Annotated in this window: 14 protein-coding genes and 3 pseudogenes; 1 reads left to right on the forward strand and 16 read right to left on the reverse strand. The window is 50.2% G+C overall.

Annotated features, from left to right (window positions below; translation table 11 throughout):
- Positions 1-64: 64 nt before the first annotated feature.
- The 16 genes and pseudogenes from RE628_RS21610 to RE628_RS21685 form a co-directional block, all read right to left on the reverse strand.
- Positions 65-399, reverse strand: a pseudogene (locus RE628_RS21610) (pyrimidine/purine nucleoside phosphorylase).
- Between the two features lie 59 nt (positions 400-458).
- Positions 459-2,485: pseudogene (tkt, locus tag RE628_RS21615) on the reverse strand (transketolase).
- A gap of 649 nt (positions 2,486-3,134) precedes the next feature.
- Positions 3,135-3,329 (reverse strand): hypothetical protein, encoded by a 195-nt coding sequence (locus RE628_RS21620; protein ID WP_309154971.1) that lies wholly within the window; start codon positions 3,327-3,329, stop codon positions 3,135-3,137.
- Between the two features lie 464 nt (positions 3,330-3,793).
- A complete protein-coding gene (locus RE628_RS21625) occupies positions 3,794-6,193 on the reverse strand; it encodes a VWA domain-containing protein (RefSeq protein ID WP_309154973.1) in 2,400 nt (799 codons plus the stop codon).
- The gene (locus RE628_RS21630; protein WP_309154975.1) at positions 6,177-8,348 is read right to left on the reverse strand and encodes a vWA domain-containing protein; all 2,172 of its coding nucleotides are present in this window, start codon (positions 8,346-8,348) and stop codon (positions 6,177-6,179) included. Before RE628_RS21630 ends, RE628_RS21625 begins: the two co-directional genes overlap by 17 nt.
- 434 nt (positions 8,349-8,782) lie before the next feature.
- Entirely contained in the window at positions 8,783-9,145 is a 363-nt protein-coding gene (locus RE628_RS21635) for a hypothetical protein (protein WP_309154978.1), read from the reverse strand.
- Entirely contained in the window at positions 9,094-9,831 is a 738-nt protein-coding gene (locus RE628_RS21640) for a DUF58 domain-containing protein (protein WP_309154979.1), read from the reverse strand. The genes RE628_RS21635 and RE628_RS21640 overlap by 52 nt, the downstream gene beginning before the upstream one ends.
- Positions 9,794-10,782 (reverse strand): annotated as a pseudogene (locus tag RE628_RS21645) (AAA family ATPase). Before RE628_RS21645 ends, RE628_RS21640 begins: the two are co-directional and overlap by 38 nt.
- Positions 10,783-10,806: 24 nt before the next feature.
- A complete protein-coding gene (locus RE628_RS21650; RefSeq protein ID WP_309154980.1) occupies positions 10,807-11,559 on the reverse strand; it encodes a DUF8809 domain-containing protein in 753 nt (250 codons plus the stop codon).
- Complete coding sequence (locus RE628_RS21655) at positions 11,447-12,565, reverse strand: hypothetical protein (RefSeq protein ID WP_309154981.1); 1,119 nt, start codon at positions 12,563-12,565, stop codon at positions 11,447-11,449. The genes RE628_RS21650 and RE628_RS21655 overlap by 113 nt, the downstream gene beginning before the upstream one ends.
- Positions 12,566-12,605: 40 nt before the next feature.
- Complete coding sequence (locus RE628_RS21660; protein ID WP_309154982.1) at positions 12,606-13,559, reverse strand: ABC transporter permease; 954 nt, start codon at positions 13,557-13,559, stop codon at positions 12,606-12,608.
- Positions 13,556-14,485, reverse strand: a complete 930-nt coding sequence (locus tag RE628_RS21665) for an ABC transporter ATP-binding protein (RefSeq protein WP_309154984.1) — start codon at positions 14,483-14,485, stop codon at positions 13,556-13,558. Before RE628_RS21665 ends, RE628_RS21660 begins: the two co-directional genes overlap by 4 nt.
- Positions 14,482-14,775, reverse strand: a complete 294-nt coding sequence (locus RE628_RS21670) for a DUF8815 domain-containing protein (RefSeq protein WP_309154985.1) — start codon at positions 14,773-14,775, stop codon at positions 14,482-14,484. The genes RE628_RS21665 and RE628_RS21670 overlap by 4 nt, the downstream gene beginning before the upstream one ends.
- Before the next feature lie 2 nt (positions 14,776-14,777).
- Positions 14,778-16,847, reverse strand: a complete 2,070-nt coding sequence (locus RE628_RS21675) for a DUF8725 domain-containing protein (RefSeq protein WP_309154986.1) — start codon at positions 16,845-16,847, stop codon at positions 14,778-14,780.
- A 190-nt stretch (positions 16,848-17,037) separates the two neighbouring features.
- Positions 17,038-17,934, reverse strand: coding sequence for a formyltetrahydrofolate deformylase (purU, locus tag RE628_RS21680; RefSeq protein ID WP_309154987.1), 897 nt, complete (start codon positions 17,932-17,934; stop codon positions 17,038-17,040).
- Positions 17,935-18,171: 237 nt separating this feature from the next.
- On the reverse strand, positions 18,172-19,284 hold the full coding sequence (locus RE628_RS21685) for a deoxyribonuclease IV (protein WP_309154988.1): 1,113 nt from the start codon (positions 19,282-19,284) through the stop codon (positions 18,172-18,174).
- Positions 19,285-19,595: 311 nt separating this feature from the next.
- Between RE628_RS21685 and RE628_RS21690 the strand changes: the two genes are divergently transcribed.
- Positions 19,596-20,063, forward strand: a complete 468-nt coding sequence (locus tag RE628_RS21690; protein ID WP_309154989.1) for a DUF2621 domain-containing protein — start codon at positions 19,596-19,598, stop codon at positions 20,061-20,063.
- Positions 20,064-20,102 lie beyond the last annotated feature (39 nt).

Genomic DNA, 20,102 nt, shown 5'->3' on the forward strand with positions numbered 1-20,102 from the left:
TCCTATCCAACCATCATTGTCAAAAGGCAGGTTCAGCGTACAAGCTGTTCCTGCCTTTCATTATTTACTTGTTCTCACAAGCTGCTGATCCGTAAGAGCAGCAGTAATCCGTTACACTATGAATTTTCACCTTGAACGAAGAATGAGCAGAGACGGAGAACGTACCCGGCCGCTAATTTCCCGCCACAAAGTCTCCCCAGAAAGAAGGAACTCCATCTCACCGGAAATGACATTGATGACTTCAATAGAATCTGTCTCGAATTCATATTCACCAGGAAGCATGATCCCAAGCGTGATTTTGCTACCGTCCTGAAGCCAAACAGTTCGACTCGTTACTCGGCCGTCAAAGAATATGTTGGCTGCCTTCTCAACTGTTGCATTCTTCCACTCCTGCGTCACACTTCCCGCTCCTCTCACTATGTTTCAAAAAGTATATCAAGAAACACGCTGCTTGGACTTTATTTCAATTGTTCCTTCACATGCTTAACTACGTTCTTACAGTGAAGCCATACTCGGCCATAACCTTGTCGCCAGGAGCAGATGCACCGAAAGTATCGATGCCGATGATTGTTCCTTGCTCACCTACATAACGTTCCCAACCGAATGGATGTGCCATTTCAACAGCGACACGAGCTTTAACATCTGGAAGAATAACCGAGTCTTTATATGCTTTGTCTTGTTTATCGAACAGATCCCAGCTTGGCAAGCTAACGACGCGTACATGAATGCCTTCCTCTGCGAGTGCTGCTTGAGCCTTCACAGCCAGCTGTACTTCAGATCCTGTTGCAATAATTTGTGCCACTGGTTTGCCGTCCTTCGCATCGGATACGACATAACCGCCGCGTTTGATGCCTTCACGAGCAAGCTCAGCACTCTTCTCCAGAATAGGCAGGTTCTGACGAGTCAGTACGAGCGCTACTGGATTTTCTTTGTTCTCTACAGCATATGCCCATGCAGCGGAAGTCTCGTTGCCGTCAGCCGGACGGAGTACAGTCAGACCAGGAATGATGCGCAAGGAAGCTAATTGTTCAATCGGTTCATGCGTAGGTCCGTCTTCACCAACTGCAATACTATCATGTGTCAGTACATAAGTTACCGGCAATTTCATCAATGCAGCCAGACGTACTGCAGGACGGAGGTAATCCGTAAATACGAAGAATGTACCGCCAAATACCTTCAATCCGCTGTGCAACATAATTCCGTTCATCGCTGCTGCCATCCCGAACTCGCGTACGCCGAAGTACAGGTTACGTCCAGCACGATTGTCTGTAGTATAGTTGTCGATTCCATTCAAGTGAGTCATCGTCGAGCTCTCCAGGTCAGCGGAACCGCCCAACAATTGTGGTACACGATTTACAAGACCGTTCAAGGCGTTACCGGAAGCAACGCGAGTAGAGACTGCTTTGTCTTCAACATTATATTTAGGAAGGTCAGCATCCCAACCTTGAGGTAGATCGCCTGCTACAGCCGTCTCGAACTGAGCAGCCAGCTCAGGATATTGCGCTTTGTATTTAGCAAAAGCTTCATCCCATGCTTGGTTTGCAGCAATTCCGTGCGCCTTCACTTTAGCGAAATGCTCGCGTACTTCTTCAGGAACATAGAAGTCCTCTTCATAAACCCATTTATAGAATTCCTTAGTCAGCTTCGCTTCTTCAGTACCAAGTGGAGAACCATGTGTACCGCCGTGGCCACCTTTACCTTGCTTGTTCGGGCTACCGTAGCCAATAACCGTCTTCACTTCGATCAGGGTAGGACGATCAGTGTCAGCTTTCGCTTCTTCGATAGCTGCTGCCAGCGCGTTAAGATCGTTGCCATCCTCAACAAGCAATGTCTGCCAGCCATAAGCATCGAAGCGTTGTCTTACATTTTCAGAGAAACTAAGGTTCAACGTGCCATCCAGCGTAATGTCGTTCGAGTCATACAGGAAGATGAGCTTGCCCAGCTTCAAATGGCCTGCCATGGAAGCAGCCTCGCTGGCTACGCCTTCCATCAGGTCGCCGTCACCGCAGATTCCGTAAGTATAGTGATCGACAACTTTGAAGTCATCCTTATTGTAGGTTGCAGCCATTTGAGTCTCAGCCATTGCCATGCCGACTGCCATCGAGATACCTTGACCCAGCGGACCAGTTGTAGCGTCAACACCAGCTGTGTGTCCCCATTCTGGGTGACCAGGCGTCTTACTTCCCCATTGACGGAATTGCTTGAGATCCTCAAGGGAAAGATCATAACCACTCAAATGAAGCAAGCTATAGAGTAGCATTGAGCCATGACCTGCGGACAGCACGAAGCGGTCGCGGTTTACCCAAGTTGGATTCTCTGGGTTATGATTCATTGTCTTGGCGAACAATTGATACCCCATTGGAGCGGAACCCATTGGCATTCCCGGATGACCGGATTTTGCTTTCTCGATCGCGTCGATCGCAAGCGTACGAATCGTCGTAATTGACAGATTCTCAATCGTATTGTTGTTGTCTGACACTGGCATTTTGTTTCCTCCTTAGTTAAATGAAGAGATATAACTGAAAGTTAGGCGTAACCATTTTCACAAAACATTCAATTTGAAAAGATCATTTTGACTTTATTCATTATATCACTTCAAGCATACCTTTTCCATACCATTATTTCCATTCCTTGCCCCAGAATTACGCAATTTGCGAAAGAACGGTATCTCTTGTCATGAATGGCCCTGCAAGGTACACGATACTGGGCAAACGATTCACATTTAGCTTCGTACTATACTCTTCTATTATTTTGAGCTACGCATTAATCATGTACTCGAAAAGAAATATCATTCGCATTAATATGACGATAACTATAGTGCGAACTGGAACCTTAATATTTCCCCATATAAACGAAGCTACTTCATACTCTAACGAAACTACCAATCGTTATTTAAGCTAAATTCGGCCCCTGCAAATTCTAACGAAACTGGGTATCGCTATTTAACTAAAAATGAAGCTAAACAGCCTTATTCCTATTCAATAGCGATATGGTGTTTCGTTAGATTTGTATTACCCTCATTTTTGCGAATATAAGGTGTCACAGTTTCGTTATAGTGTGCTACTGTTTTCTCTATCCCCTCCCATTGCAACTATATCGGCTCGCTAAAACTTGAACATTATGTACTTTGGCGTTCATAGTGTCGTATGATGAGCAGCAGCATGGGTGTCTATGGTAATCTCCGCATATGAAGCTAATGTCGTGTTCATTAAAGCAACGCAAACAGCGGTGGGACCATGGTCCCACCGCTGTTCTGTTATCTGCTGCGGCTGTATGCTCGCCGCTGCGCTAGCGCTTGCCACGCTGCTTGGCTGCAAGCAGCCGGCCAAGCGCGTCCCCTCTGGCGCGGCTTCGTCTGCGCCAGCCTGCGACCTCCCGGCCTCCTCCGCAGGAGGAGAGGCCGGGGCCGCCTCTGCCCGCTCGCTCGGCGCTGCGGGCGAAGGCCCGCCCCGCTTCGCGTGGGGCGGGGCCGCGGGCGCGGCGGCGGGGCGATCCTCGCCGCCCGCGCCATAAAAGGCGGCTGCGCGCGACTTGCGCGCCGCCAGCCGGGCGAGCCCGGCGTCCGGCACCGCCTCAGGCGGGCCGGACTGTGCCGCTGCCGCGCGCGTTCCAGCGCGGCGCCCCCATGGCCGCAGGCGCTCCGCGATGCGGCCCCAGGGCAGCGACATCCGCCGCACGGCGATGTCGGCGAGCCAGAGCAGGAGCGCCGCGATCAGCAGCGGGCGCTCCCAATCATGCGGCTCGGCGTAGCCCGCCGCATGATACTTCAGCGCTTCGCCTGGTTTATCCCAGCTCAGCACCCGCCCGCCGGACAGCTCGGCCAGAGCGGCGAGCTTGTCCGGCGGGTTCCCGGATGCAAGCGAATATTCGGGAGAATACGGAACAACAAAGCCGCTCCCCGAACCATAGCTTGGCCGGAGCCCATCCTCATTCTCTTCCCCTGTAGCTGCACCAGAAAAGAACCCGGATCACTCACCTCTATCGAACCCGTATAAATCCCTGGAGAAGTCTGAAGAAGCGGCACCCGCTGCTCAGGTACGGCTTCCGAACTGATTACAGCATCAAGCTTCCCAGGCAGAACCTCTTCGTCTGCTCTGACTTCGAAACGAACCTGATTGCCTTCAACCGTTGTCTGCACAGCATAATCCGAAGCCGTGAACTGCGGCAATGTCCACTTCACCATCTCCGCAAAAATCTCGGCAAAGCGCGGCCATCCCACCCAATCCCGCGACCATTTGCCGGTCATATCACTAGTCCAGGCTACAGTACGCCCTGAACCATACTGCCAGCGTGCTAGCAATGGATCAGGTTCCGGGCTGGACAGAACCGTCTGCGCCGTCGCTTTTGGCGTAGCGGCCACATAGCCATAAATCTGCGGTAGCCCGTCAGCAAACAAAGACTGCCAATCACCAGGCTGTACCAAGGCCGGAACGAAAGGTTTGTTCACTACATACGTTCTGGATATCATCGCTGCCTCACGGCTAAAGATAGCCGGTAGTGTCGTCGCATCCTGAACATAATAGTAGCGCCCCTTGGCCCCATCTGCCAGCGACTGCAGCAGATTCACATCCGCGTCCTCGCCTACTGCCACGGTGGACATCGTAATTTTCTCTTCTAGCATCGTATTCAGCAGATCGTTGTAACCTGAACTACCTGCCGACTGGCCATCTGTTAGAAGAATAATATGCTTGCGCTGTGCCTGAACATCAAGCATCTTCTTCGTCGCATCAGCAACCGCAGGATAAATATCCGTACCGCCAGCGCTCGGAATGCTATTGATCTGCGATAGAACAAAATCTTTATCACTGAGGACCTGTGGTTCAACTACCCACCAAGGTTGATCATCGAATGCTACTACGCCCACGGTATCCTTAGCCCTGAGCAGTTCAACCGTGCGCATCGCCGATTCCTTGGCCAGCTTGAGCTTATCGCCCTCCATACTTCCGGAACGGTCAATCACCAGAATCAGACCGAGCGACGGGACCTCCCGCTTGCCCTCCAGCTCCATTGATACAGGCAGCAGCTTCTCAATCGGCGTCTTGAAATAACCGCCCATTCCAAAGCTGTCTTCTCCGCCTACCATCATAAATCCGATGCCGTAAGAACGCACCGCTTGCTCAATCAGCCCCATCTGCTTGCCACCGACCTGCTCACCGGACACATTATTGAAGATTATACTGTCATATCCAGCATACTTCGCTAGCTCAAGCGGCAGCATTCCGGGGGCAGTGACCTCATAGTTGATCAAGCTGGATTTCAGTGAATTTTCCAAATTGGTGCTCGTATTCGCTTCACCTTCCACGATCAGCACCTTCGGGCTCCCTGTTACTCTCGTAAAAGCGTAGGACACATTATTCGCCGCCTGCTCGTCTCCAGAGGCGAACACCTCTGCCCGATAGCGATGCATCCCCGTTTTTCGAGCCAAGCCCTGCAAAGCCACACGGTTTTCTCCGCGCTCCAAGGTCAGCTTCGTACGGCCGATCTCCTCATTATCCTCATAGAGCCTTAGTTCCCCTTCACCGGCAAAAGTGCTCTGCACTGTAACCTCGAAGTTGAATGACTCGGCTTGATACAGCTTGTCCGGCATCTTCAGTGACTCTATCGCCACATCCTGGATCGGCTTACGATCATTCGGCAGCACATCAAGTGTTATTCCACGTTCCCGCAACAACAGAGCAGCGGAGCGTACATCGCCCACATTCTCTTCCCCATCTGAAATGAGAACGATCCGGCCGCCACCATGCCCGCTGAACATGCTACCAGCTAACTGAAGCCCCTTTTCAAGATTTGTATATTGCGGGTTTATCGCCGCTTTCGAGCCAGTATTTTCCGACCATCCAGTATCAAGACTTTTCTCCACGGCCGCATCAAGTCCCGACCCGACAATGCCCAGTTTGTCCCGGGGGTTTTTGCCTTGAACCGCTTCATTCATCCACCCCAATGCTGGCTCGCCCTCCGGCATACTTGCCGAACGGTCAAGGACAAACACCATTTCCTTGTCGTACACCATTCTGAATGTATGGAAGCCTGACATCACCAGGATGAGCAGTATCGCTACCATGATTCTGAGGCCGATCGCCCACTTTCTCCTCGCTCCGCTTAAGCGGAAGTCACTGCGGAAGGCATACACAGTAAAGGCCACGACCGCAATGAATAGCAATAAGAATAAGGGATGCTCAAATTGAACGCCCACGCTGATACACCCCCCACTCGGCAAAAATAACGATAAAAGCGAGCAGTGCGATCAGGTAAGCAAGCGAGTACCTGCTCGAAAAATCTCCGCGCCCTTCTCCCGCTCTGGCTGTCTGCCCAGACTCACTGTCCTGTACTGCTGGGCTATTCCCTGTACCGTCAGTTACTTCATTTCCAGACTGTTCCATCTGCTCACCGCCCTGCGCTGCAGCGGCCGGCTGCAACGGCCACACTGCTTGAGTGGACGATTCCAGCGGACTGGCCGTTGTCTGTAAATAGTAACTGGCCAACTCATTCCCATCCACATCGCGCTGCACGAACCGCCACAACCCGGGAATCGCCGGTGCTGTCTGCTCAACTAATATACTTCCGCCCTTCGCTTCTGCGGGAATATCAGCAGCTTTGCTTGACAGCGCATACCCGCTGACCGGAGTCCATCTCCCCTGCTTGGCGTCGGGATTCACTGGAATGGCGACCTTTGCTTCAACCATAGCCCTACCAAGGCCAGTCGCCCTTCCGGATTGCAACCACTCCACCGCATTATGCACCAGTATCGGAAATTCGGAACGTAACGGTAGATCACTGTCTTCAAGCGCAAACAGAAATCCAAGTCTTGCCGTTCCAGCTTCGCTCCCCGCATAGATCGCCGGCAATCGATCGATTTTCATAATTGTCTTGGCCCATTCAGGTACCTGCGCTTGATAAAGAAAGCCTGTTGGTGAATCCTTTAACGTAAAATAACGAGTCAGAGGATGATCCTCTATTTTTAGTTCTCCGCTTGATAATTGAAGCTTGTCGCCAGCTCCCCCAATGGTCCAAAGCGGAGTTCGAGACACCAGTTCCGCCCAAGCTCCATGTTGCATGTAATCCGGCATACTGCCATCAGCAACAATGATTTCCGGTGTTTGCTCAGGTAGTGTAGGCTCTTCCACCTCTCCATTTCCATCCTTGTCAGCTGGAGTCATACGGATTACGCTTGCTCCGGCGAGTTGTAACGCTTTTTCCAGAAATAGATTGCCTCGGGAGACTAGTAGCACATTAGGAGCAGCATGTTGCTCCCGAAATGCAAAGGCCTCATTATCCAATAGATAAGAATCACCCGGACTCAGCGTAAGCCGATAAACCTCCGCCGCAGGTAGCTCGGCAAAAGATTCCGTCACAGCTTGTCTCGCGCTAATCACAACTTGACGCGAAGCCAATAGTCGGTCGTCTCCGTATAGATGCAGTTCGGCCTCCAGTTCATCGCTTCCATCATTGCGAACGATGGCAACCCCATCTACCGTCCCAGACGCCTCCTTATTTCGCACCCCAAACTGTTCAATGGTAGCATTACCAATCTTCGTATCACCAATCGTCATAATACTGACAGGAACATCAAATAGAATATCGTCAGAACGCTCCATCCAACGCCCATCGGTAAAAATAACGACCTGCGCCTCTGGATCGTCCTTCGTCATGGCCGCAGCCAGGGACAGCGTCTCACGGTACGCGGATGCCCCATAGTCTACAGCTAACGACGATATCGCTTGCTTCCATTTACCACGATCATTCTCGTGTGACAGAAGCACCTCCGGCTTACTACCCAATTTAAGCAGCGTCAGTTCACTCTTCTTGCTCAGAGAAGCGGTGAATTCGCTTAGCTCGCCTTTTAGCCATTCCATTCGACTAATCGTTCCGATCTGCCTTACGTCTTTTCCACCCAAACTGATCGTCACGGACTTTTCAGCTTCCTGTCGAACGGTTTCATTCCCGAGCTGCGTGCCCGAACTCCCTGCTTCCCGACCGAGCTTACCGTTCCCGGTAGCTGTATCACCAGCCCGATCAGCCCCCTGCTCCGCCTGCTCGTCCAATAGTGTACTCATGCTCGCTGAGGCATCAACAATCACAACCGTATGCTTACTTCCGCCCTGGACCCATAAATATGGAGCCATAAGCGCAAATACAAGCAGCGCAGCCACAAGCAACTGCAGCCATAATAGCAGACGGTTCTGCAGCTTCTGCCAAGGACGGTTCGCCTCAATGTTGCGGAGAACATGATTCCATAGCAGATGGCTCGATACCGTCGTATCTATGTATTTTCGCTTGAACAAATACATGAGCAGAATGACCGGAATGGCCAAACCGAACCATAGGCCGGACCACAACGCTATCCCCATGCTGCTCCCCTCCTTAAGGTAGTTCAACTAGTCCGCGTTTCGATAAGAAAGCCCTCTAAATCAAGGCCAGTTCAAGGGCGAGCGGCCACACCTCTGCTAATCCATAAGCTGCTGGTCAGCAGGATGACTCCAATCTGAGAGATACAATGCCGCTTCCCTCTTTTACCCACCAAGTTACCTTGACGGAATAAAAAACTGCAAGTCTGCATCTTTTTATTCGCCAAACTCACTCTTTTTAAGAAAAAGATGCAAATCTGCAGACTTTTGTCCTCATTTTTCGAGAGTCAGGGCCAAATCGTATAGAAAACCTGCACTTTTGCAGGTTTTTTTCTCCTCAAGGGCATCTCACCGCAAAAAAGATGTATTTTTGCAGGTATTTTCGTTATTTTCGGTATTTTCGCTATTTCCGCTCCACAGCATATGAACCAATGTTACTAGACCCCAATAGCCCCCGTCTTGCGCAGCGTTTCAAAAATCCCCGTCTCCAAGGACTGGTCGCAAGGGGCTATAACATAACGGATTCCACGTTCATTACAGTAACGGGAGATTCCTTCTGTATAACGCTCCAGGGCCGCCATATATTTCTCGAGTATCTTGCCGGTGATAGCTACCTCCTTGCCTGTCCCTAGCTCAATGTCGATCAGGCGCAGGTCCCCACTAAGCCGAGGATTAAGCTCTTCCCTGGAAAGGACATGAACCAGAACAATTTCTTGTCTTGCCGCCTGTAGCATTTCCAAGCTTTGCTTCAGCTCTTCAAGCCCGCCCTCCAGCCATAGATCGGAGAAAATCCAGGCCATTCCTGGTTGCCGGGCATGGACAGTGCGCTGCTCAGCGCCGAAGCCATATTTCCCGCCCCACCCGCATTCACCGACTGTATAAATGAAAACAGCTTTACCGCAGACGCCTTGCTGCGCAGCGGAGGAAGCGTGGCTTCCACCTTGGAGTTAAACAAATAGGTCTGCACCCGGTCAGAGCCTGCGAAGGCAATATAACCGACAGCGGCTGCCAGCTGCTTGGCATAATGCAACTTCGAATCTTCGTTATTTCTCGGTTCTTGCGAGAAGATCCCGCCGAGCGAACTCCCATTCGTCGAACCCTCAGCTGCCGACGGTTCACGATGCGATCCCGCAGCCTGTCCAGACACTGTAGCTCCTCCTGCTCCGCGGTGATCCATAGAGGCAGACACGTCAAGGTACAGGCTGATGGGAAGCTCCTGCTCATCCCAATATTGGCGTACGAAGGGACGCCCCGTCCGGGAATAGACGCTCCAATCAAAGCGGCGAATATCGTCGCCGGGAGAATATTGCCTATAATCGGCAAATTCCAGCGATGCTCCAAAGCTGCCGGAACGACGTTTGCCCTGTGCCGTCCCCGGACTCGCCTGCCTGATATCAGCGATAGCCTTTCCAGACGTGGCAAGAGAGCCGGAGGTAACAAAGGGACTGTCATCGTGAGCTCTCCAGCTTCGCGATAATCTCTTCAATCAGTGAATCCGTCGATATGCCCATCGCCTGGCCTTCGAAATTCAAGAATAAGCGATGGCGTAAGGTTGGAACAGCAACTGCAGCCAGATCTCCCGTTGAGACATGCCAGCGTCCCTTGCAGAGTGCTCTTACCTTAGCGATCGCGACCATGGACTGAATTCCGCGTGGACCCGAACCGAAGCTAACGTATTTACGGACCGACTCCGGAGCCGATGCTTCCTGAGGATGGGTCATCATCAACAGAGAAATGCCATAGTCCAGCACTTCATCGGCTAACAGAATTTCCTTGGCGGCCTGCCGGATCTCCAGCAATTGCTCCGCGGTCGCCTGACGAACCGCATGCGGTTGCTCCGCCGCCGTCGTTCTGTGCACGATCTGCTTCAACTCATCCGGTGTAGGATAATCGACATTGATCTTCAACATGAAGCGATCAAGCTGGGCTTCAGGCAACGGATACGTTCCTTCGTTCTCCAACGGATTTTGAGTTGCCAGCACGAAGAAGGGCTGCGGCAAACGCCGGGTCTCTCCGCTGACAGTAACCGTCTGCTCCTGCATCGCCTCAAGCATGGCACTCTGTGTCTTTGGAGTAGCCCGGTTAATCTCATCCGCGAGCACAATCTGGCTGAACACCGGTCCTGGCTGAAACACCATCTCATTCGTCCCCTGCGGACCGAAGCGAATGACATTCGTTCCGGTAATATCGCTGGGCATTAAATCCGGCGTAAATTGGATTCGTGAGAAGGACAACTCCAGCGTGTCCGCGATCGTACGGACGAGCATCGTCTTCCCAAGTCCGGGAATCCCCTCCAGCAGAGCGTGTCCCCGGAAAAAATACACCACAGCAACTGCTCGACGACCTTCTCCTGACCGACAATCACCTTGCCGATTTCCTCCCTAACGGTAGAAATCGTCTCTCTGCAGGCCGGGGCCTGCTCCTTCGTATCCGGCATAATTTATTCCTCCCTCTCGCTCATTTAACTGCCCGGATCTATCTCCATGAAATAACGCTCTACAAGTCCCTGCATACTCTGCGGCAATTCGCTCCGCTCCAGCGAGCGCTTGGCCTCAGAGGCGTAATCACTATAAACCTCATTATATGGGCGGCTAACTCCCTCAAAAACAGGCGATTTCCCGCCTTTTTGCACTTGGCCACCAGTAGTCGGGCCTCCATCGTTCTGAACATTTCCACTGCCTTTATAATCGCGGGGCGCGGTGATCAGATTGCGACCTCCACTGCCTAGCCCTGCTCCAGAGCCTCCACTACCAGCTCCGTTCCCACCGCTGCCAGTCCCGCTGCCACTACCACTTCCGCTACCAGCGCCATTGCCATTGCCATTGCTATTTCCGTTCCCAGTCCCCGCACCGCTTGAACCACTGCCTGTGGAGGAACCATTTCCCTGAGTAGGGCCAGATCCACCCGATCCACTGCCGGATTGAGAACCGGAAGAGCCAGTAGAAGCTGAACCTTCGTCGTCAGAACCGTCTGAACCGGTCTCTCCACCAGCACTGCCAGTTCCTGCAGAAGCCAGCTGCTCAGCAAGGCCACCCATACTCCAGCTATCAGCGACCGTCATCCCAGAAGCGGCCATATCCTGAGCCAGGCCGAGTCCTTGCTTAGCCAAGGCCGAAGCGAGCTGAGAGGCCTCCGCGAGCTGCTGGGCACGGTCTGCAGAAGCCCCAGCATTCTCTTGCACCAACTGCTTCAATTGCTCCATCGCCAGTTCCATCTCGTGCATTACCCTCGCCTAGCGCCTCAGCTGCTTTGTTTAGTGCTTCAGCAAGTCGCTTCGCTTCCTCATCATTCTGCGGCGCTTCCGTGGCTAACCCCTGCAGCTCGTCCGCCAGCTTCTTCCGTTCCGCTGGTGAAAGCTTAGGCAGATCTGATTTTAGCTTGTCGATCTCTTTTCCTGCTTGCTCTTTGTCATTCTGCTGCAATCCGTTACCCAGCCCTCCGGCAGACGGACTTGCCTTCCATTTGTCTAACCATGCGCTTCTTTCCTTCTGCTGAAGCTCAAGTCGATCAGACATCTCCTGCAATTTCTTCATCGTATTTTCTAGCGCTTCAAGAGACTGCTCCCCGGCTCGGCTCTCCTTCAGTGACTGCCGCAATGCCTGCAGTTCTGCATTCAGAGCCTGCTTAACCAAAGGATCCAATGACTTACTCTCAAGCTGCTCAATCATTTGATCCGCTTCTTTCACCTGCGCTTTGACCCATTGCCGCTCCTGCTTATGTTTATCGATTACGTCATTCATCGGATTCGGCATCACAATAAGCGCAGCAGCTAGGGCGAGGCCGAATCCAATACAAATCCACCATTTCGGTCTATGTATGAGAGGAAGATTGCTCTTCAGCCCGGAAATAAACGCTGCGCCATACCCTTCGGCCTGCAAACGCTGTTGTCCAGCCAACTGGCTATCTGATTCCGCAAAGGCTAGCGCCGTAACCATTAAATCCTCGGCTTCACCGCTTCCGTTTAAGCGATCCATTGTCCTAGCAGACTCCTTGTCGGAAGTATAGGCAAACCAACCCCAGAGTCCACCTACAGTTGGTGCAAGCAGCAAGCAGGCCGTAGCATATGCCCATATCGCTTCAATCGGCCACAACCTCCCGGCAATGAGACAGACCAGAGCACAGGTAATGCCGGCCAATAGACCGATCCTTGCTTGATCTATCGCGCGCAGCCATTTCAGCCGCTTGCGGACGATCTCCAGCTGGCGGTATATCTTTTCCAAGCCAATCCCCCCTCTCTACAAACCATACTCTATAAAACTCTTATTGCTGAGGCTCCATCTTCTCTCCATTACCGGTGCCTTCGCCTGAATAGCTCTCTTCCATCATATCGGAGTCCTTGCTGCGCCGTCTCACCGGACGGATATAGCGGATGGCTAGCCACAGCATCAACACAATCACTATGCTGTAGACGATAATAAATTCCAGCCACAGCTCAATCGGTGCACTCGTCCCCATATTCCCTCCACGTGACATGAAGGCAGTCTTGGAGAATGAGGGTTCAAAAATACTAATCAGCGCTCCGCCCGGGTTTAGTCCAAGAATATAACCGATCCAGGAAAACTCCGGAGTATTCACAGAAGAATTGTAATTCATTTGCGTCATCGCCATGGCGAACAGGTAGATGAGTCCGGTGCCCAGAAAAATCACTAAGCCAACACCGTAAGTCACAATGACCGCAATGATCGTCCGTTTGAACAAGGTAGAGAAGAAAATACCGATTGAACCTAGCAACAGCATAATGAACAAGTAAAATAGAAAAACAACAACAAGTTGCTTCGGCGATACCCCACCATATAAGAAAACAATACAATATACCGGTATCGTCGCCACGATTAACAGCGTCATGAAGCTAAGCGAGGACAGTAATTTGCTCAGTATAATCGTAGCTGAACTCTGCTGCGTCGTTAGCAGCATACTAAGCGTTTGCTTCTCGCGCTCTCCACTGATTACACCTGCCGTTAACGCCGGCGTCATGAATGCGATCATGACTAATTGGGCAAAGCTTAATGCGTAGAAAATAAGACGACTGATCGTAGGATCAAAGCGACCTGACCCTCCCATCCCGCCAGAAGTCAGCACATAGATGATGCCCATCGCCAGCAGCCCCATCACCAGCACATAAGTAAGCAACGAAATCGCCGAGCGAGGGGTTCTCATTCTTAGCCGAAATTCTTTATCCAGCACAGGATTGATCAATATACTTCGCCAATTCATTCGCCGCTTCCCCCTTTCGTTATTTCAAGGAATACATCTTCAAGATTCGTCTGAGCCTCATTAAAGGAGATAATCTTAAAGCCCGCTGAGACCATTCTGACTAGCAGCTCCGACTGCTCCAGATCACCGCCATTAAAATGAATATGAACACCAGTAGCATCGATGAGCACCTGGCTGACAAAGGCCTCGTCCCGTAGCCAGCCACCCAGATTCTCCTCTTGTCCCAGCGTGCGGATATGAAGGACTCTTTTGACTCTTAAGCGGTTCTGGATCTCGGCGACTTTCCCCTGGGCAACCATTCTGCCATGCTCGATGACGCCAATCTCGTCAACCATCTCCGCCAGTTCCGGCAAAATATGCGAAGAAATGATGATCGTCTTGCCCATCAGTTTCAATTCTTTGATGATCTCTCGCATCTCGATACGCGCCCGTGGATCAAGCCCAGAGGCTGGCTCATCGAGAATTAGCACCTCAGGATCATGCACGAGACAACGTGCCAGACAGAGGCGCTGCTTCATCCCCCGAGACAAGCTGTCTACATAACTGTCCCTCTTATCACTCAGATTCACCAGCTCAAGGAGCTGCGGAATGAGCTTATCCCGTTCTCCTCTCGGAATGCCATAACTGGCACCATAAAAATGCAGATATTCTGTCGTTTTAAACTGGTCGTACACACCGAAGAAATCCGGCATGTAGCCAATTCTTTTACGCACCTCATGCGGGTGCAGGACAACATCATAGCCGCCTACCTTGGCTGTCCCTGAGGTAGGGAGCAGCAATGTTGCCAGAATGGACATCGTGGTTGTCTTGCCAGCCCCGTTAGGGCCGACAAAACCGAACACCGTTCCCTTATCAATATTTATATTGACGGATTCCAAAGCATGGAAGCTGCCATATATCTTCGTCAAATTATTAATTTCGATCATGGGCTCACCTGGCCTTTCAACGAGATCTTCGGAATGTCAAAGCTGGACCACTCTTCAGCATTCACGGCGACCCTCACCACTGTGCCGTTCAGTATATAATTAGAGACAGGCTCAGGGATTTGCACTTCACCATTGTTCCATATCAGATCTTCCCACTTGGCTTCAGTAAAATTCCAGATCATCGTCTTCGTTCGCTGGCCAGGATCATTTTGCTGCAGCTTCAAAGAAGTGTAATCGATCTTGCCTGGCATTGGCAGAGCAAATTCAAACTGCATTTCACCCTTATCCATACTCAATCTATCTGAGCCGTAGTCCGTCCCCACCCCATCGTGGATACACTTGTAATTTGAGCAGGGATATAGCCGTATGGCACATCAATTTCATTTGCTTTGGATGGCGTGAACTGTACTGTTACAGGCTGTACCCACATGTTAAGCTGGTCTGTAGCTGGATTCTTCCCATTCACGGTATATCCACCAAATGAATCCTTACTCCAGGCGATCAACATATTTCTCATTGAGCCTGTGTTCTGCTCAAGTAAGCTATTCATCATGCCACGTTCTCTATTCTTCTCATCCTCTGGACCGCTAGGGTACGGGAACAATATCGAACTGTAGCTGCCATTTGTGCTAGAGGTATAATTCGCGGGAATCTGCACCGTTTGATCCTTTGCAAGCTCCCCTAAGACGAATATGTTTCCACCCAAAATTAACGCTGCATCACTAAGATCACGATCCAAGCGATTGGTTACATTCCCTTGTGGGACTCCTTTCGTATCCAGCGCAATCTCAATATCCAGCGAGCCGAAGCTTCCTGTCTGCTGCTCAATCCACAGCTTCGCCATCGAGCGATGGGTCATATCCTTGAGATAGACCGTCGTGTTGCCAACCTGCTCACGAATCAATTGGCGGCTGATTCCTTCCTCTCCTCCTCCGGAAATATAACCGTCCTCTCTTTTGCTAGTTACGTGGGTTGCCCCAGGAATTTCAAACTCATAATTCCCCCCGCGGGGAACGAACAAAGCCGAGGCTGTCAGCTGCTCGCCCTGTCCCTGACCATCCAACTCCACGACATTGAGCATATGTGCCTGTAGAGAGGATTTACCAGAAGTACCCGTCACATAGATGCTTACGCTAGTGATAATAGCAATCAGTGGAATCAGGAACCAAGCCCACTCGCGCCGATCAAATCTCTTAAGTACATAATAGAGCACCGGGGCAACGAGCACAGCATAACCGACCAACAGCCAGAAGAAAAGAGAGAAAGGCGGTAGAGCAAGCGATGGAAAGTAGCTCAGATAATTATCCAGACTATTCTTCATACCTTGAGTACCATTGTTCCTATCCATAACTGAACCCGACACTTTGCTCTGGAGCAGACTATTCCAAAAATCAGCATGACCGCCCCAACTATGAACAGGCTCAGCAGCCAGATCATAAGCGGCATAAAAAACCTTCCCTTTACCAAGTGACCAGGAAGCAATTAACGGTTCGCCCTGAGCATTAATGACACTATCAGCTCCACTCTTCAGCTGTGCCGTTGATATAGAAATCGTGTGATCCAGCTTCAGCTCCTTGTTCGCAAGCTTCTCCATCTCAGGCAGTGAACTGATATCCATGGTTCCTGAATATTCAACAGGCGATAAGCTCTCAAGACCTTTGACCGTCTTCAGGTAACTAGGCCCTCCAGCTAATACAAGGGTCCCTCCCTGATGTACCCAGGTTGAAATAGCCTGCTTCTTCCCTTCCTCCAGCGTATCGGAGGCAAAATTGTTAAGAAACAGAACATCTAAAGAAGACAACATAGCTGCATCCTCAGGCATTTGCTCTGGAGCTAATGCGAGGACGTTAATCGGATTATTTCGATTATTCAGCAAATTTATAAAATTCAGGCTGTCCGGATCGGACGCTAACTGCCCGATAACCGCTCCGCCCAGCGGAGCGGTTTGCAGATAGGCCTCTCCTGAAGCAAAAGCTATATTTTTTCCTGCTTCCGCCGATCCCTTATAAAAACGAATTGAATTGTTATTCTTGTTAAAAGAGTTGCCTATGATGCCAAAAGTGACCTGCTTAGCAGTTCCTGCCGGGAGATCAACCTTCTTCACATAAGTCTGGCTGCTACCTGAATAGGGAATCTCGACCTGGACGACAACTTCCCCGCTAATATCTTCATCACTTTTTAAAGTAATCGTCAGAGGCGTCCATTTGTTCATTTTATAGCTGCCGTTATAGCCGATCTCACTCTCTACGCTAATTCTCGGACCTGCTGCATGAGCAGGTTGCGTAGTCCCCACGACAACAGTAGCAATGACGAGCATACATAAGATTAGCGCGTACATTCCTCGCTTTACTGATATATACAAATGATTCTCCCCTCTCAACCTTTGTTACTTCTTATTCCTATCAATGACCATTCAATATATTAACGCGATGCCAGAACATAAAGTTACTGAGCAACCTTAGCAGGAAATATAAACCACCCCCCCTCTCAAAAAAACAACCGCCATGACAAGTCATTAAAGGTTTGCCATAGCGGTTGTTATAGAAAAATATTTAATTAAATACGACTGTCTTATTCTGATGAACCAAAATACGATCCTCGATATGCCATTTTACCGCTCTGGCCAGCACGACACGTTCAATAGTCCGTCCGATTCGCTTCAGCTCCGCCACATCGTCGCGGTGGCTGACGCGCTGTACGTCCTGCTCAATGATTGGGCCGCCGTCCAATTCTTCAGTCACATAGTGAGCTGTCGCCCCGATAATCTTAACACCGCGGTCATAAGCCTGGGCATATGGCTTTCCACCCACGAAAGCCGGGAGGAAGGAGTGATGGATATTGATGATCCGGTTACGGTAGGGTCCGATCAAGGCCGGTGACACGATCTGCATATATCTGGCCAAGACGATTAAATCTACCTTCCCGTTCACGATCTCCAGTTGCTTCTGTTCCGCTTCACGCTTCGTCTCCGGAGTAACCGGAATGTGATAATATGGGATCCCGAAGGATTCCACATATTCTTTCATATCAGGATGATTACTTACAACCATCGAAATATCCGCATCCAGATCACCAGCCTGCCACTGCCACAGCAATTCTACAAGGCAATGATCTTCCTTGGATACGAAGATAGCCAACTTCTTCTTGTGGCTTAATTGGAAAATGTTCCACTCCATTTGGAACTTATCGGCGATATCGGCAAAATCCCGTTTCAAGCTGTCTATACGCGTCTCAAGCTGATCCAGATCGAACTCGATTCGCATGAAGAACATTCCGCCTTCGGGATCCATCGTATACTGGTCAGATTGTACGATATTTGCTCCGTGCTCATACAGAAACCGGGATACTGTTGCTACAATCCCAGGGCCATCCGGGCAAGAGATCAGCATCCGAGCCCGATTGTGCTCATACGGTTTGACTTGTCCACTTATTTTCGCATGTTTGTCCATTGATTTCTCTTATCCTCCTGGCACACTATTAGAGGTAGTTCAAAAAGTCCAATTTTGATCACGAAGTAACACTGAAAGCTTAATCGACATCGAATCTTGAATTCAGCCGGGCCTTCCGGTGCTCACGTACCCAAAACGTACGCTCCGCTCCTCTGTCCCTAGCTTCATCCAACCTTCTCGGTGCTGAAAACCGGACTTTTTGAACACACACTATTATTCTATGTTGAGATCCAAATCTTAGTTTCTTCCTGCGAGCCAAGCGATCAAGCGATGATTGATTTGCTCTTCCGAGTAATCTGGGAATAGATTCGCGGCAATCACCATATCGTACAAACGCTCTAAAGGTTCGCGAGGGTCTGCCTTCTTCGCCTTCGCGTCATTCTTCAGTAAATTCCATGTATCGAGAACGAAGGAACGGTAGTGAACATCCTGTTTGCTGAAGAAGTCATGCAGTCCGGCTACATCGGTGAGGAATTCTGCACCGAAGCGCTGTTCCACATCACCACGTAGTAAGGCGATTTCCACTTCATACATCGGACGCTGGGTCTTGGCATCTTTACCTACCCAAGGTGTCTCAAGGATGAATGGCCGCCCCTGCAATGCCTCATGATGAACAACACGATTGATCGCTTCAAAGCCGATCCAGCCTGTACCGATTGGCGTATGACGGTCCTTGCCAGCGCCGACTGGATTCTTGCTGTCGTTAATATGAACTACGGCGATGCGATCAAGACCGACTGTCTGATCGAACTTTTGCAGTACGCCATCAAGATCATTCACGATATCATAACCTGCATCATGAATATGGCAAGTATCCAGGCAGATCGTCAGCCGTTCATTATGCTCGACCTTATCGATAATCGCCGCGATCTCCTCGAAGCTGCGTCCAACCTCGGTTCCTTTGCCAGCCATTGTCTCTAGAGCGATATTTACTTCAGTCTCGTCTGTTCCATTTAATACTTCATTCAAGCCTTCGGCGATCCGCGCTACACCGTATTCCGCATCCTTGTCCGTAAATGCACCGGGATGGAGCACGATATTGCGTACACCGATCGCATGAGTACGGCGTATTTCCTCCTGCAAGAATTCGACCGCCAACTGATACGTATTAGGTTTATAGGAACCTAAATTGACGATGTATGGGGCATGGACAACGATCTCCTCAATCCCCGCTGCTTCCATCGCTTCCTTACCTTCCGGCAAATACATCGCATCCATCGGTTTGCGCCGCGTATTTTGTGGAGCACCTGTATATATCATGAAAGAGCTTGAGCCATAGGACATAGCTTCCCCAGTTGCGCTTAGTAGACCTTTATCTGAGAATGACACGTGTGAGCCTATTTTCAGCATTATATTTCCCCTTTTAGACAGTAAACCGCTAAACTCCCCTTATTTTAGCTTGATTATACAAATAAATAAAGTCGTGCGGACAAATACAAATCATTTCTTCATAATAATACACTACAAAAAAGAGTCTACACTCTCGATAAAATTTGGAAAATAAGTTATACTTCATGTCAAGGAAAAGACGCAATTGTACTAAAATAGACATAGTCAGCATCTGTACGGTTATCTTTATCATATCGACGAAGGGAAGTTTCTTGCAACTCTATCTACCCACCGTGGTATGAGTCATATTCCAAACTGAGGTGATCATTCAAATGATACATACATCGTTTCAATTTTTAGCCGCAGGCCAGCCCAATCGCTGGTTCATGAATTCTATCGCATTCTGGGGATTCATATTGTTAGGGATGATGTGCATCGGCGGATTTTTCATGTTCCGCAAGTTCCTGAAAGTGCTGCCCAAGGCAGACGGCAAGTCCAAGCTGGACTGGCAGAACCATTGGGTAGAGACGAGCCGCCATTTATGGGGTGAGGATAGCAAAGCATTCTTGGATATGCTGGTTCAACCCGTTCCAAGTCCATTCCGTGATATTGCCAAACATTCCATCGCTGCGGAGATTGGTAGAATCGCACTAGAGGAGAATGCGGACGCTGTTACACAAGCACACTGCATCAAAGGCTATATCTCGGCGACCCCGAAGAGAGATAATAAATTTCTCATCTCTTTTCTAGAGAAGAATAAGATTGATTATAAGCCCTACCAACATCTAATAAATAAATAATGTGATAGAGGATGTTCAAATAACAGCAACCCTTAGCTA

The sequence above is a fragment of the Paenibacillus sp. D2_2 genome (assembly GCF_031199965.1).
Classification (GTDB): Bacteria; Bacillota; Bacilli; order Paenibacillales; family Paenibacillaceae; genus Fontibacillus.

Bases quoted from the DNA above. Each gene is read 5' to 3' on its own strand.
- RE628_RS21630 (WP_309154975.1), bottom strand. From the start codon at position 8,348: ATGGGGATAGCGTTGTGGTCCGGCCTATGGTTCGGTTTGGCCATTCCG.
- RE628_RS21635 (WP_309154978.1), bottom strand. From the start codon at position 9,145: ATGGCCTGGATTTTCTCCGATCTATGGCTGGAGGGCGGGCTTGAAGAG.
- RE628_RS21650 (WP_309154980.1), bottom strand. From the start codon at position 11,559: ATGGAACTGGCGATGGAGCAATTGAAGCAGTTGGTGCAAGAGAATGCT.
- RE628_RS21660 (WP_309154982.1), bottom strand. From the start codon at position 13,559: ATGAATTGGCGAAGTATATTGATCAATCCTGTGCTGGATAAAGAATTT.
- RE628_RS21665 (WP_309154984.1), bottom strand. From the start codon at position 14,485: ATGATCGAAATTAATAATTTGACGAAGATATATGGCAGCTTCCATGCT.
- RE628_RS21670 (WP_309154985.1), bottom strand. From the start codon at position 14,775: ATGGATAAGGGTGAAATGCAGTTTGAATTTGCTCTGCCAATGCCAGGC.
- purU (WP_309154987.1), bottom strand. From the start codon at position 17,934: ATGGACAAACATGCGAAAATAAGTGGACAAGTCAAACCGTATGAGCAC.
- RE628_RS21685 (WP_309154988.1), bottom strand. From the start codon at position 19,284: ATGCTGAAAATAGGCTCACACGTGTCATTCTCAGATAAAGGTCTACTA.
- RE628_RS21690 (WP_309154989.1), top strand. From the start codon at position 19,596: ATGATACATACATCGTTTCAATTTTTAGCCGCAGGCCAGCCCAATCGC.